Origin of the sequence: Streptomyces sp. MK37H (assembly GCF_018035285.1) — a bacterium.
GTDB classification, from domain to species: Bacteria; Actinomycetota; Actinomycetes; order Streptomycetales; family Streptomycetaceae; genus Streptomyces; species Streptomyces endocoffeicus.
This window is the reverse complement of the sequence record NZ_JAAAYH010000254.1, coordinates 1-13,186: the sequence shown is the minus strand read 5'-3', so window position 1 is coordinate 13,186 and position 13,186 is coordinate 1. Positions and strand designations below refer to the sequence as shown.

At 71.6% G+C, this 13,186-nt stretch carries 13 protein-coding genes and 1 pseudogene; 8 read left to right on the top strand and 6 right to left on the bottom strand.

The window, feature by feature from the left end:
* From GWI24_RS29095 to GWI24_RS29080, 4 genes are all read left to right on the top strand, one after another.
* On the top strand, positions 1-986 hold a 986-nt coding region (locus GWI24_RS29095), incomplete at its 5' end, for a S1 family peptidase (RefSeq protein ID WP_210948864.1).
* Between the two features lie 205 nt (positions 987-1,191).
* Positions 1,192-1,776: a sigma-70 family RNA polymerase sigma factor gene (locus GWI24_RS29090; protein WP_044568962.1), complete on the top strand. Its 585-nt coding sequence runs from the start codon at positions 1,192-1,194 to the stop codon at positions 1,774-1,776.
* Complete coding sequence (locus GWI24_RS29085) at positions 1,773-2,549, top strand: anti-sigma factor domain-containing protein (protein ID WP_210948863.1); 777 nt, start codon at positions 1,773-1,775, stop codon at positions 2,547-2,549. The genes GWI24_RS29090 and GWI24_RS29085 overlap by 4 nt, the downstream gene beginning before the upstream one ends.
* A gap of 89 nt (positions 2,550-2,638) precedes the next feature.
* Positions 2,639-4,003, top strand: a complete 1,365-nt coding sequence (locus GWI24_RS29080; protein WP_210948862.1) for a deoxyribodipyrimidine photo-lyase — start codon at positions 2,639-2,641, stop codon at positions 4,001-4,003.
* Between the two features lie 14 nt (positions 4,004-4,017).
* On the opposite strand, the gene GWI24_RS29075 is transcribed toward GWI24_RS29080, so the two are convergent.
* Complete coding sequence (locus tag GWI24_RS29075; protein ID WP_210948861.1) at positions 4,018-4,329, bottom strand: 4a-hydroxytetrahydrobiopterin dehydratase; 312 nt, start codon at positions 4,327-4,329, stop codon at positions 4,018-4,020.
* A gap of 80 nt (positions 4,330-4,409) precedes the next feature.
* On the opposite strand from GWI24_RS29075, the gene GWI24_RS29070 reads away from it, so the two are divergent.
* Entirely contained in the window at positions 4,410-5,213 is an 804-nt protein-coding gene (locus tag GWI24_RS29070; RefSeq protein ID WP_210948860.1) for a helix-turn-helix domain-containing protein, read from the top strand.
* Between the two features lie 10 nt (positions 5,214-5,223).
* Here GWI24_RS29070 and GWI24_RS29065 read toward each other — a convergent pair whose 3' ends face one another.
* On the bottom strand, positions 5,224-5,595 hold the full coding sequence (locus tag GWI24_RS29065; RefSeq protein WP_210948859.1) for a nuclear transport factor 2 family protein: 372 nt from the start codon (positions 5,593-5,595) through the stop codon (positions 5,224-5,226).
* Positions 5,596-5,733: 138 nt separating this feature from the next.
* Positions 5,734-7,197, bottom strand: a complete 1,464-nt coding sequence (gene proP, locus GWI24_RS29060) for a glycine betaine/L-proline transporter ProP (RefSeq protein WP_210948858.1) — start codon at positions 7,195-7,197, stop codon at positions 5,734-5,736.
* A gap of 272 nt (positions 7,198-7,469) precedes the next feature.
* Between proP and GWI24_RS29055 the strand changes: the two genes are divergently transcribed.
* From GWI24_RS29055 to GWI24_RS29045, 3 genes are read left to right on the top strand one after another with little or no spacing between them, the layout of a single operon-like run.
* Positions 7,470-8,336 (top strand): oxaloacetate decarboxylase, encoded by an 867-nt coding sequence (locus tag GWI24_RS29055; RefSeq protein ID WP_210948857.1) that lies wholly within the window; start codon positions 7,470-7,472, stop codon positions 8,334-8,336.
* 14 nt (positions 8,337-8,350) lie between these two features.
* A complete protein-coding gene (locus GWI24_RS29050) occupies positions 8,351-8,779 on the top strand; it encodes a hypothetical protein (RefSeq protein WP_210948856.1) in 429 nt (142 codons plus the stop codon).
* On the top strand, positions 8,772-9,818 hold the full coding sequence (locus tag GWI24_RS29045) for a bile acid:sodium symporter family protein (protein WP_210948855.1): 1,047 nt from the start codon (positions 8,772-8,774) through the stop codon (positions 9,816-9,818). The genes GWI24_RS29050 and GWI24_RS29045 overlap by 8 nt, the downstream gene beginning before the upstream one ends.
* A gap of 45 nt (positions 9,819-9,863) precedes the next feature.
* Here GWI24_RS29045 and GWI24_RS29040 read toward each other — a convergent pair whose 3' ends face one another.
* The 3 genes and pseudogenes from GWI24_RS29040 to GWI24_RS29030 form a co-directional block, all read right to left on the bottom strand.
* Entirely contained in the window at positions 9,864-10,970 is a 1,107-nt protein-coding gene (locus GWI24_RS29040) for a PP2C family protein-serine/threonine phosphatase (RefSeq protein WP_210948854.1), read from the bottom strand.
* Positions 10,971-11,005: 35 nt separating this feature from the next.
* The gene (locus tag GWI24_RS29035; RefSeq protein WP_210948853.1) at positions 11,006-12,397 is read right to left on the bottom strand and encodes an amino acid permease; all 1,392 of its coding nucleotides are present in this window, start codon (positions 12,395-12,397) and stop codon (positions 11,006-11,008) included.
* Positions 12,398-12,434: 37 nt separating this feature from the next.
* Positions 12,435-13,186: pseudogene (locus tag GWI24_RS29030) on the bottom strand (hypothetical protein); the annotation flags it as partial.

The window sequence follows — 13,186 nt, the reverse complement described above, 5'->3', positions numbered from 1 at the left end:
CGCGGATGCGGATATCCAACGAGTACCAGGCCGGAGAGGCCGAACCTGGGCTGCGCAAGAGCCTGGGCAGCTCCTACGGCGGCGCGTGGGTGTCCGGCAACACCGCCGAACTCACCGTGGCCACCACCGACAAGGAGCAGAGCGCCACCATCACGGCCGGCGGCGCCAAGGCCGCCGTCGTCAAGCACAGCCTCAAGGCCCTCGTCGACGCCAAGCAGGCCCTGGACCGCGCCGCCTCCGAGCGCCCCCCGGCCACCGATGTCGCCTCCGCCTGGTACGTGGACGTCAAGACCAACAGCGTCGTGGTGCAGTCGGCCGAGCCCACCGAGGCGGCCGCCTTCGTCGCCGCGAGCGGCGCGGACCGCGAGGTGGTACGGGTCGTGGAGTCGGCCGAGCGGCCGAGCCCGCTGTACGACCTGCGCGGCGGCGAGGCGTTCTACATCAACGACGCCGCCCGCTGCTCGATCGGCTTCTCGGTGACCAAGGCCGAGCAGAACGGCTTCGTCACCGCCGGCCACTGCGGCAGCCAGGGCGACACCACCGCCGGCTTCAACCGGGTGGCGCAGGGCACCTTCCAGGGCTCCAGCTTCCCCGGCAACGACTACGCATGGGTGGCCACCAACGCCGACTGGGTCCCGCAGCCGTGGGTGATCGGCCCCGGGGGCACCAACGTCACCGTCACCGGCTCCCAGGAAGCACCGGTGGGCTCGTCCGTCTGCCGCTCCGGCTCGACGACCGGCTGGCACTGCGGCACCATCCAGCAGCACGACACCAGCGTGCAGTACCCCCAGGGCACGATCCGGGGGGTCACCCGCACCAATGTCTGCGCCGAGCCGGGCGACTCCGGCGGCTCGTTCATCTCGGGCAGCGAGGCGCAGGGCGTCACCTCCGGCGGCTCCGGCGACTGCACCGTCGGCGGCACGACGTACTACCAGCCGGTGAACCCGATCCTGACGACCTACGGGCTCACCCTCACCACCGGCTGACGCCGGGCGCCGAGGCCGCCGCGGTCGAGCCGACCGCGGCGGCCTCACGCGTGCGAACGGCACTCCTTGACGTGACCGGCACACCTTGACGTTCACCGGCACACCTTGACGTGTTCGGAGCACCTTGACCAATCCGCACCCGTCCGGGCGACGAATGAGGTACGACACCTCCGTGTGCGCCGCATCGTTCCCGGAAGGACGGCCCGTGAGAGAACCCGTGTACATCGGCGGACCCGCCGCGCGCGGACCGGACCTCGAAGAGTTGCTCCAGATGGTGGCCCGGGGGGACCAGAACGCGTTCGGAGCCCTCTACGACGCCGTCAGCGGGCCGGTCCTGGGGCTGACGCGCAGTCTGCTGCGCGACCCGGCCCAGGCCGAGGAGGTCACACAGGAGGTCCTGGTCGAGGTGTGGCGGTCCGCGGCGCGGTTCGAACCGGGCCGGGGCAGCGCCATGTCCTGGATCATGACGGTGGCGCACCGGCGCGCCGTGGACCGGGTGCGCTCGGCGCAGGCCGCCTCCGACCGCGAGGAGCGCGCCGCGCTGCTGTCCCGCACCCCGGCGTTCGACGAGGTGACCGAACAGGTAGAGGCCAGGCTCGAGCGCGAGCAGGTACGCCGGTGCATGCGGACGCTGACCGAGCTGCAGCGGCAGTCGGTGACGCTCGCCTACTACCGGGGCCGCTCCTACCGTGAGGTGGCGGAGCTGCTGTCGCTGCCGCTCGGGACCGTGAAGACCAGACTCCGGGACGGGCTCATCCGGCTCCGGGACTGCATGGGGGTCGGCGCATGACCAGAGCGGATCTGCACACCTTGACCGGGGCGTACGCGGTGAACGCCCTGTCGGGGCGGGAGTTGAGCGAGTTCGAGCGGCACTTGGCGGTCTGTGACGCCTGCCGCCAGGAGGTACGGGAGCTGCGGGAGACCGCCGCCAAGCTGGCGGTGGCAACGGCCCTGGCACCGCCTCCGACGATGAAGGACGATGTGCTGCGGCGGATCGCCACGGTCCGCCAGGAGCCGCCCCGGGTGGCGGCGCGGGAGCCCCGGGAGTCCCACGCGGGCCCCCGGCGGCGCACCGGGCGGCGGGCGATGAACTTCGCGCTGGCGGCCTGTGTGGCCGCGGCCGCCGTGTGCGGCGGGGCCGCGGTGTGGCAGTACCGGCAGGCGTCCGACGCGCGCGACACGGCCCGCCGCTCCGAGCAGCGGGTGGCTCAGGCGGAGGAGATGACCCAGGTGCTGGCCGCGCCCGACGCGCACAGCCGCAGCGGCCGGATGGCGGACGGCTCGACCGGCACGGTGGTGGTCTCGCGCGGGCTGAACAAGGCGGTGTTCCTCGCCTCCGGGCTGCCCGAGCCGCCCGCCGGGCGGATCTACCAGCTGTGGTTCAGCGACGGCGGCACCATGCGCCCCGCCGGTCTGATGGACTCCTCGGGCCGGAGCACGGCGGCGGTCATGAGCGGCGCGGTCGGGAAGGCGTCGGCCATGGGGGTGACGGTCGAGCCCGCCGGAGGGTCCAAGACCCCGACGAGCGATCCGCTGGTCCTGTTGACGTTTCCCTCGGCGTGAGCGGGCGACATCGACCGTCATCAGGTGATATCGGGTGACGCGGGCACGAAGCCGCCGATCCGCGGGGCCGGGTGAGGTAAGGGAGAGGGATGAGCACGTCCCTCTCCGTCTTCACCTCCGATCTGCGGCTGTCCGACAACCCCGTGCTGCGTGGCGCGCTGCGCTCCGCCGAGCGGGTCGTGCCGCTGTTCGTCGTGGACCGTGGCCTGGCCGGGACGGGGTTCGCGGTCCCCAACCGGGTGGCGTTCCTCGCGGACGCCCTGGCCGATCTCGACGCGGGGCTGCGCAAGCGCGACGGACGGCTGGTGGTCCGCCGGGGTGACGCGGTGGCGGAGATCCTGCGGGCGGCACGGCAGGCGGACGCGGACGAGGTGCACATCGCCGGCGGGGTGAGCGGCTACGCCACCCGCCGCGAGCGGCGGCTGCGCGAGGCGCTGGAGGCGGACGGACGGCGGCTGCGAGTGCACGGCGCGGTGGTGACGGCGGTGGAGCCGGGCGAGGTGACCCCGGCGGGCAAGGACCACTTCGCGGTCTTCACCCCGTACTTCCGCGCCTGGCAGCGGGCCGGGCTGCGCAGGCCGCTCGGTGCGCCGCGCACGGTGAGCGTGCCGTCCGGGCTGCGCTCGGAGCCGGTGGCGGCGGTCACCTCGCTCGCCTCCGGCAGCCCCTCCCCCGGGCTGCCCGAGGGCGGGGAGACTGCGGGCCACCGCCGCGTGCGCTCCTGGTGGCGGTCGGGGTTGGGGAGTTACGCCGACCGGCAGGACGATCTGGCGGGCGACGCCACCTCCCGGCTCTCGCCGTATCTGCACTTCGGCTGTCTGTCCCCGGTGGAGCTGGTGCACCGGGCGCGGGAGGCGGGCGGCGCGGGCGCCGACGCCTTCGTACGGCAGCTGGCCTGGCGGGACTTCCACCACCAGGTGCTGGCCGCCCGGCCGGACGCCTCGTACGCCGACTACCGCTCGCGAGGCGACCGGTGGCGCGAGGACGCGGCGGAGGTCGCGGCCTGGAAGGCGGGCCGCACCGGCTATCCGCTGGTGGACGCCGGGATGCGGCAGCTGCGCCACGAGGGCTGGATGCACAACCGGGCGCGGCTGCTGGTGGCGAGCTTCCTCACCAAGACGCTCTACCAGGACTGGCGGATCGGCGCCCGGCACTTCCTGGAGCTGCTGGTGGACGGGGATGTGGCCAACAACCAGCTCAATTGGCAGTGGGCTGCGGGCACCGGCACCGACACCCGCCCGAACCGGGTCCTCAATCCGCTGGCGCAGGCCCGGCGGTTCGACCCGGACGGCGCGTATGTGCGGCGCTGGGTGCCGGAGCTGGCCGGGGTGACCGGCTCCGGCGTCCATACGCCCTGGCGGCTGCCCGAGGCCGAGCGGGACCGGCTGGACTACCCGGACCCGATCGTGGACCTCCAGGAGGGGCTGGCCCGCTTCCAGCACGCGCGGGGATGACCCCGCGCGGCTGGTCAATCGGCGCGGGCGCCGTGCTGCGGGGCGATCTCCTCGATCCGGCCGGCGAGCTCGAAGTCGAGCGCGGTCACCTTGCCGCCGACGCTGTGGGTGTTCACCGTGACACCCACCTTGTTGTAGCCGAGGGTGAGGTCGGAGTGGTGGTCCAGCTCCTCCTGGATGGTGGCGATCTCCGCCACCAGCCCGGCCGCCTGTGGATGGCCCTTGAAGACATACGTCCGGAAAAGCCGGTCGTCCGCGAACGACCAGCCGGGAAGCTGCTCCAGACGTCGCTGGATCTCCTGGTCGGCGAGCGGCTCGACTGCCATGACACATCCCTTCGTCGCGGGTGACCGGTGGCCCTTCCACCCTGCCATGGGCCCCGCCCGGCGTCGGCTACCTTCGGGTCATGACGACTGCCGCGCCGCCCCGGGTGGGCACACTGCTGCGCGAGTGGCGGGACCGCCGCCGGATCAGCCAGCTGGAGCTCGCGCTGCGCGCCGACTCCTCGGCCCGCCACATCAGCTTCATCGAGACCGGCCGGTCGCGGCCCAGCCAGGAGATGGTGCTCCGGCTCGCCGACCACCTCGACATCCCCGTCCGCGAGCGCAACGCCCTGCTGATCGCCGCCGGTTACGCCCCACACTACCCGGAGCGGTCGGTGGACGACCCGTCGATGAGCCCCCTGCGCGACTCCCTGGAGCGGCTGCTGACCGGCTATGAGCCGTATCCGGCGCTGGTGGTGGACGGCACCTACGAGGTGCTGGCGGCCAACCGGGGCATCGCGGCGCTCCTTGAGGGGGTGGCCGAGCATCTGCTGAGCCCCCCGCTGAACGCGATGCGCCTCACCCTCCACCCCGAGGGGCTCGCCCCGCGCATCCGCAACCTCCGCGAATGGCGTGGCCATCTGCTGGACCAGATGGACCGGCAGCTGGCGCTGATGCGGTCCTCGCCGCTGCGCGCGCTGTACGACGAGGTGGCGGCCTATCCGCTGCCCGAGACCGGCGGCCGGGAGACGGCGGCCGCCGGGGACACCCCGCCCTTCGCGCTGCCGATGATGATCGAGCACGGCGGGCGGGTGCTGTCGTTCATCTCGACGATCGCGACCTTCAACACCCCCATGGACGTCACGGTCTCCGAGCTGGCCATCGAGACCTTGCTCCCGGCCGACCCGGAGACCGCCGCCGCCCTGGGCCGGTTCAGCCGGCCGTAGGGACGCGGTTTCAGCCGCTCGCAGGGACGCGGTCCAGGAAGCCGAGGACGGAGCGGATCCGGCCGTCCTCGGCCAGGGTGATCACATCGGTCGCGGCGACCGGGGCGGAGCCGTCGGCCGTGGAGACCAGCTCCCAGGTGAAGCGGGCCACGTCGTGGTGGCCGTCCACGGCGCCGGTGAGCCGGAACTCATGGCCCGGGAACTGCTCCTGCGCCCCGGCGATGACGGCGGCCAGCTGCTCGTGGCCGCGCGCCTCCGCCAGCGGGTCGGTGTAGCCGCCGTCCTCGGTCCAGGCGGCGGCCACGGCCTTGGCGAGGGCCTCGGGGCCGGTGGCGTTCCATGCCTCGAAGTAGCGGGCGACGGCGGTGTCGTACTGCGTCATCTGGTCACTCCTCCATGAAATCCCCTGGTGGGAACGGATTCCGGACCGGAGGGCGCCGGCCCGGAACCCGATGCCTCAACCCTGCCGCCGCCGTGCGCGGGGGTCGATTACCGCCGAGGTAATGGAGGCCGGGGTGACTCAGGACCGCTGGGACTCCACGAGCGCGATGGCCTCCTCCTTGGTGGCCACGGCGGGCGGCGATCCCTCCAGCGGCTTACGGGCCGTCTCCTTCATCACGGCGGCGGCGATGATGCCGACGACCGCCGCGAGCATCGTGTAGTAGGCGGGCATCAGATCGTTCCCGGTGCTGCTGATCAGGCCCTCGGTCACCAGCGGCGTGGTGCCGCCGAAGAGCGAGACGGAGATGTTGAAGGCGATGGAGAGCGAGCCGTAGCGCACATTCGTCGGGAAGAGCGCGGGCAGCGACGCGGACATCACGCTCACATACGGCAGCAGACACAGCCCCAGGAGCAGCAGCCCGGCGAAGACCGGGACGATCCCGCCCTGCTTGATGAGCAGGAAGCACGGCACGGCGAGCACCAGGAAGCCGACCGAGCCGGCCATCAGCACGGGCTTGCGGCCGATGCGGTCGGAGAACCGGCCGACGAAGGTGATGACCGCCATCAGCACCAGCATCACGATGATGATCGAGACCAGGGCGCTGGTGCTGCTGTAGTGGAGGGTGTCCGACAGATACGTCGGCATGTAGGACAGCAGCATGTAGTCGGTGATGTTGTACGCGGCGACCAGCGCGATGCACAGCGCCATCGCACGCCACTGGGTGCGGAACACCTGCCAGAACGGCAGGCTTTCGCGCTCGGCCGCGATGGTGGAGCCCTCGTCCTCCAGCTTCTGGAACGCGGGGGTGTCATCCAGCTTCAGCCGCAGATACAGACCGATCAGCCCGATCGGCGCGGCGGCCAGGAACGGAATGCGCCAGCCCCAGGAGTCCATCGAGGAGTCGGCGAGGGTCACGGTCAGGATGGTCACCAGTCCGGCCGCCGAGGTGTAGCCGATCAGCGTGCCGAACTCCAGAAAGCTGCCGAAGTAGCCACGGCGCTTGTCGGGCGCGTATTCGGCGATGAAGGTCGAGGCGCCGCCGTATTCCCCGCCGGTGGAGAAACCCTGGAGCATACGGAACAGGATGAGCAGCGCGGGCGACCAGAAGCCGATGGCGGCATAGCCGGGGATGAGCCCGATGGCGAGTGTGCTGGACGCCATCATGATCATGGTGAAGGACAGGACCTTCTTACGGCCGATCCGGTCGCCCAGCGGCCCGAAGAACAAACCTCCCAGCGGACGGACCAGAAAGGCCACCGCGAAAGTCGCCAGGGAGGAGAGCACCTGGGCCGTGCCATTGCCGGACGGGAAGAACACTTTGCCGATGGTGACCGCGAGATAGCTGTAGATCCCGAAGTCGAACCATTCCATGGCGTTTCCCAGCGCGGCGGCCTTCACCGCTTTCCGGACGGTCCTCTCCTCGGTGACCGTGATGTCGCTCCGACGCAGTGGAGGGTTCTTGCGTCGCTGGACGGCGCGCCAGAGCAGGCGGTGCCGGGAGGGCGCGGACGCGGAGGCTTCGACATCGGTTTGGACAGGCACAAGCAACTCTTTTCAGTGGACAGGCCTGTTGCGCATACCCGGCGATCGCCACGGCATGCCCGGCGTGTCGCAGACCACCCATGACGAGGGCCACTGACGAGGGCCACTGACAAGGGCCACGGCGCTCAAGGAACGTTCGACCCCGGCCCGAGCCGGGGCAGGCATCTTCAACCCGTCGGATCGCTTTACCGTTTCTTGGCCATCCCTAGACCTGTCCGTGCAGACGTATTACCGTCATGCAACGCCGAAAGGCACCGAACTCAAGGGGACTCATGCTCTACGGCAATGCACTCCGAAAGGCCATCGGTTCCTCCCCCACCACTCCTCTCATCGGCATCTACGACATGTACTCGGCGTCCATCGCCGCACAGCACTACAACGGCTTCTTCGTGTCCGGATTCGGGTTCGCCGCATCGCATTACGGGCTTCCCGATATCGGCTTCATCGCCTGGCCCGACATGCTCGCCTTCGTGGAGCGGCTGCGGCTGGCCTTCCCCGGACACCATCTGCTCGTGGACATCGACGACGGCTATGTGGACCCCGAGGTCGCCTGCCATGTGGTGCAGCGGCTGGAGCGCACCGGGGCCTCCGGGGTGATCCTGGAGGACCAGCGGCGCCCGCGCCGCTGCGGCCACGCCGACGGCAAGCTGATCCTGCCGCTCGAGGAGTACCTCGAGAAGCTCCAGTTGGTGCTCAGCAGCCGGAAGGACCTGGTGGTGGTGGCGCGTACGGACGCCACCGAGGAGTCCGAGATCCTGCGGCGGGCGGCCGCGCTGGCGGAGACCGACGCGGATGTCGTCCTCGTCGACGGGGTGCGCAGCGTGGAGTGGATCCGCAAGGTCCGTAAGGTCATCGGCGGCAAGCCGCTGCTGTTCAATCAGATCGCGGGCGGGAAGTCGCCAAGGCTCTCGCTGTCCGAGCTGTCCGAACTCGGGGTGGATGTCGCCATCTACAGCACTCCGTGCCTGTTCGCCGCCCATGGCGCGATCGACGGTGCGCTGAGCGATCTCAAGACGGCGGACGGGCGGCTGCCGGACACCCGGGAGACCGGGGCCATCGGGGTCAAGGGCGCCACGGAGCTGCTGGAGAGGAACATCAGCAGGCACCACGGGGACCGTCGCCCCGCCAGGGTCGGATGACGAGGGTCGCGCGCATGCCCTCGCCCTTCCCCGGGCCCGGCCGGCGCCGTAAGCCCCGCAAGGACATCCTTCCGATCCGTCCGTCCACGGTGGGGCTCCTCCTCGCGGCCACCGCGAGCGTGCTGTGCGCGGGCCCCGCGGCCCCCGCCAAGGCGTCGCCGCCGCCCGCGGGCACCCCGCACGACGAGGACCGCGAACCGGAGGAGGCCGCACCGGCCTCCGACCAGCACAACGGCCTCGTGGTCATCGACAACTCCGGCGCCGACTCCTGGCTGGAGGTCGACCGCACCCTCAATACCCTGCTGCTGAGCCGTGGCACGGCGGGCAGCGACCACGACGGGGGCGGCGGCGCCATCGATGTCGTGGCAGGCGACATCGCCGGCGCGGATCGGGTGCTGCCGCAGATCGGCCACCCGCCGTGGCAGGCCGGAGGCGGTGATTGATGTGAGCTGGAGGTCCTGGCCGCTGTCATGGCCGGGCCGGCTCGGGAGGGCGGTGGACCCCTATGTCGCCGCCCTCCTCGGGACGGTCGCGCTGGCGGCGCTGCTGCCCGCGAGCGGGGCGGCGGCCACGGCCGTCGGTGACGCCGCGGACATCGCGATCGGGCTGCTCTTCTTCCTCTACGGTTCGCGGCTGTCCACCCGCGAGGCGCTGAACGGGCTGCGGCAGTGGCGGCTGCACCTGGTGGTGGGCGCGAGCACCTTCGTGCTCTTCCCGCTGCTGGGGCTGGCCGCGCGCGGCCTCGCCCCGTTCCTCCTCACCGACCAGCTCTACACCGGTCTGCTCTTCCTGTGTGTGGTGCCCTCGACCGTCCAGTCGTCGGTCGCCCTCACCTCCACCGCCCGGGGCAATGTCCCGGCCGCGATCTGCGCGGGGACGTACTCCAGCCTGCTGGGCATGATCGTCACCCCGCTGCTCGCGGCATGGCTGATCGGCTCGGACGTCCGCTTCTCGGCCGATGGACTGCTGGCCATCGCCACCCAGCTGCTGCTCCCCTTCCTCGCCGGGCAGGCGCTGCGCCGCTGGACCGCGCCGTTCATCGGCCGTCACAAGAAGGTGCTGGCCCTGCTGGACCGGGGCTCGATCCTGCTCGTGGTCTACACGGCGTTCAGCCGGGGCATGACGGAGGGCATCTGGAACCAGATCACCCCGGCCCGGCTGCTGGCGCTGCTGGGTCTGGCCGCGGCCGTGCTGGGGCTGGCCCTCACCACGACGTCGTTCACCGCACGGCGGCTGGGCTTCCGCCGGGAGGACCGCGTCACCATCGTCTTCTGCGGCTCCAACAAGTCCCTGGCCACGGGGCTGCCCATGGCCGCGGTGCTGTTCGGGGACGCGGCCGGGCCGGTGATCCTGCCGCTGATGCTCTTCCACCAGCTGCAGCTGATGGTGTGCGCGATCATCGCGGGCCGGTGGTCCCGGCGGGCGCCGGAGGCCGCCTCGGCGCAGGGGGAACGCGTCCAGATCACGGAGGCGAGGGGGTAGGGGAACGGGGCGAACGGGAGAGGGCGGCGGCCCGGCCGTGGCGGCTCAGGCGCAGCGGGCGATCACCACGATGGCGGCGTCGTCGTTGACGACCCCGCCGGTGTGCCGGAGCAGATCGGCGTGGAGATAGTCCACCAGCGACTGCGGGCCGCCGCCCTTCCAGACCGCGAGCCGTTCCGGGAGCGGATAGAAGGCACCGCTGTCGTCCCGGGCCTCGATGACCCCGTCGGTGTGCAGCACCAGAAGGTCGCCGTACTCGAAGCGGAACATCTCGACCTGGTAGTCCCCCTCACTCGGCACCTCCAGGCCCAGCGGCACCGCGGGATCGCCCGCGTCCAGCGTGGCGATCTCGCCCTTGTGGAGCAGCAGCGGTGGGGGGTGGCCGCAGTTCACCATCCCGGCCACCGGGCCGTCGTCGTAGACGTCAAGCACCACGGCGGTCACAAAGGACTCCAGGCGATTCCGCTCGTCATCGGCGATGTGCTGCCAGTTCCAGCACATGGCGCTGCCCATGTGCGCGGCGATGCCCGGCAGCGAGAGCTTGCGGTAGGCGGACCCCCGGAAGGCCCCGATCAGCACGGCGGCGTCACCGATCGCGGCCAGCCCTTTTCCCCGTACGTCCCCGATGACCAGCCGGGTCGCCCCCTCGGTGCGGGCGGCCGCGTACAGATCACCGCCTATCTGCGCCTCCTCGTCGGCCGCGAGATACAGCGAGGCGATCCTCAGCTCCCCGATCCGTTCGGGCAGCGGCCGCAGCAGCACCTCCTGCGCCGCCACGGCCACTGAGCGCACCTGGCTCAGCCGGCGCCGGTGCCGGTCGGTGGCGTAGCGGAAGCTGGTCACCAGACCCGAGATCACGATCAGGGCGACGAGCTGCGCCTGGTGGTTGGCGGTCGTCAGGCCGCCGTGGAACACACCGATGATGATCTGAGCCCCCACGGCGAGGGCTCCGATCACGGCGGTTCCGCCCGCGCCCGCGAAGGACGCGGTGATCGCGGGGGCCGCGATCAGGAAGGGGCCGAGGTGGACGGTCGACGGCGTCGCGAGGTCGGTCAGCATGACCGCCAGGATGAGCACGAGCGGGACGGCGAACAGCGCCCTGCTCGACCGCGTTTCCCCACCGATGCGGGTGAGGTCCGGCGAAACGCGCATACCTCTTGCTTACACCCGATACGGGCGCGATGCGCTCAGCCGATGCTGTCGGCCGTGACCGCGGGGCCCGCCGACGTGACGTCGGCGGCCTCCGTGACGTCGTCGACTCCCGCCCGGCTCGCGCGCCGCGCCGCCATCCACACGTACACCAGCACACCGGCGAACAGGAACAGCACACCCTGGTACACCGCCGCGTATCCGGCGCCCGCGACCAGCCAGAACGAGAAGCCGAAGCCCGCCAGCGCGAGCACCAGGTCCCGGACGAAGCGCCCCGTGCGCACTTCCTCGCGGCGCCCGGACAGCAGGAAGTACAGCTGCGCGCCCGACGCCAGCAGATAGGGGACCGTCGCCGAGAAGGTGGTGATCAGCACGAGGATCTCGAAGAGCCCGCTCGACCCCGAGGTGTAGTTCACGACGGTGAGCAGGGACGCCAGGAGCACGCCGACGATGACGCCGAAGGTCGGCACCCCGCGCCGCTTGGTGGCGAACGCGGCCGGGAAGAGCCCGTCCCGCGCGGCCGCGTACGGGGCCTGTGCGCTCATCAACGTCCAGCCGTTGAGCGCGCCGACGATGGACACCACCGCGGCGAGCGCGATCAGCGTGCCGCCCCAGCCCCCGCCGAACATCGCGTCGACCGCGTCCGAGAAGGGGGCGGTGGAGTCCACCAGGTCCTGGTGGGCCACGGTGCCGAAGACCGACACCGTGCCGAGCAGATAGACCACGGCCGCGCCGACCGTGCCCAGCACGCTCGCCCGTCCCACATTGCGCTCCGGGTCCCGCACCTCGCCCGCGCTCATCGAGGCCGACTCCACGCCCACATAGCTGTAGAGCAGGATCGCGGCCGCCGCCGACAGACCGCCGAGCGCGCTGCCGCCACCCTCGTTGAACGAGCCGAGGTTGTGCGGGTCGAAGAAGAAGAGGCCGACGACGGCGACGAAGAGCAGCGGGATGAACTTCAGCACCGTGGAGACCAGCTGCACCGCGCCCACCCAGCGCGTCCCCGCGAGGTTGGCGAGCGCGGGGAGCCAGAGCGCCAGCAGCGCCACGGCCAGGTCCGCGCCCTTCGAGTCATGGCCGGGGAGCAGGACGTGCACATAGCCGACCGCCGCCACCGCGAGCGCCGCGTTGCTGACCCAGGTCATCGTCCAGTACGACCAGGCCGACAGGAACCCGGCGAAGTCGCCGAACGCCGCGCGGGCGTGTACGTACGGCCCGCCCGTGCTCGGGTCGCGCTCGGCGAGCCGCCCGAAGACCAGCGCGAGCGCGATGGCGCCGAGCGTCAGGACGCCGAAGGCGAGCAGGCTGAGGGTGCCGAACGGGGCGACGGATGCGGGCAGCAGAAAGATGCCGCCGCCGATGATGTTTCCCATGACGAGCGCGGTCGCCGTGGGCAGGCCGAAGCGGCGGGGGTGGGGCTGGTCGTGCATAGGAACATGGTCACAGAAGGTGTAAGGTGCACCCAAATTACCGGGTTTTGTTCGGCACGACCCGGCTGACCACGGTAAATGGTGCGGCGGGGGCGCCGTCCCACCGGGAATCCTGCACGGTGCGCGCCGCGTCGCACGCCTTGGTCGGCCGTGGGTCGGCGGGCACCTCGGCCTCCGCCGGGGCCTGCGCCGCCGACGCCTCCGGGGCGGCCGGGGCCTCTGCCGCCGCAACCCCCACGGGGGCGGCCGCCGCCTCCTCCTCCGGCACCTGAGGCCCGTCCGCCTCCTCCAGCCAGCGCCGCAGCACCTGGTGCACCCGCTCGGCCCCGACCAGCTCCTCCCCCGCCGCCACCGGCGGGGTCAGCCCGGCCGGCCACAGCAGAAAGGGGTGCCCCTGCTCCCCGCCGAGCCCGCCGTGCGAGCCGATCTGCTCCTCGAAGGCGTGCACCGTGCCGCGCGCCGGATCGTAGGCGGAGTTGACCATGATGTCGGGGGTGTTCCGGAAGTGCGCGGTGCGCCGTACGGCGCTCTCGGCGCCCGGCCCGAAGACCGTGAGCGGACTCGCCCCGAAGACCTCCCCGGTGTCCAGCCGGTGCTCGGCCCCGTCCGCGCCCAGCACCACCGCGCCGTGCGCCTCGGACCGTACGAGCACGAAGCCCACGCCGGGGTGGTCGGCGAGTGTGCGCAGCAGCGCGGGGTGGCGGGCTTCGATCCGCTCGCGGCTCATCCGCCCCGGTACGTCGGGGAAGGAGATCAGGCCGAGGTTCCCGGAGGCGAGCACGATGGGAT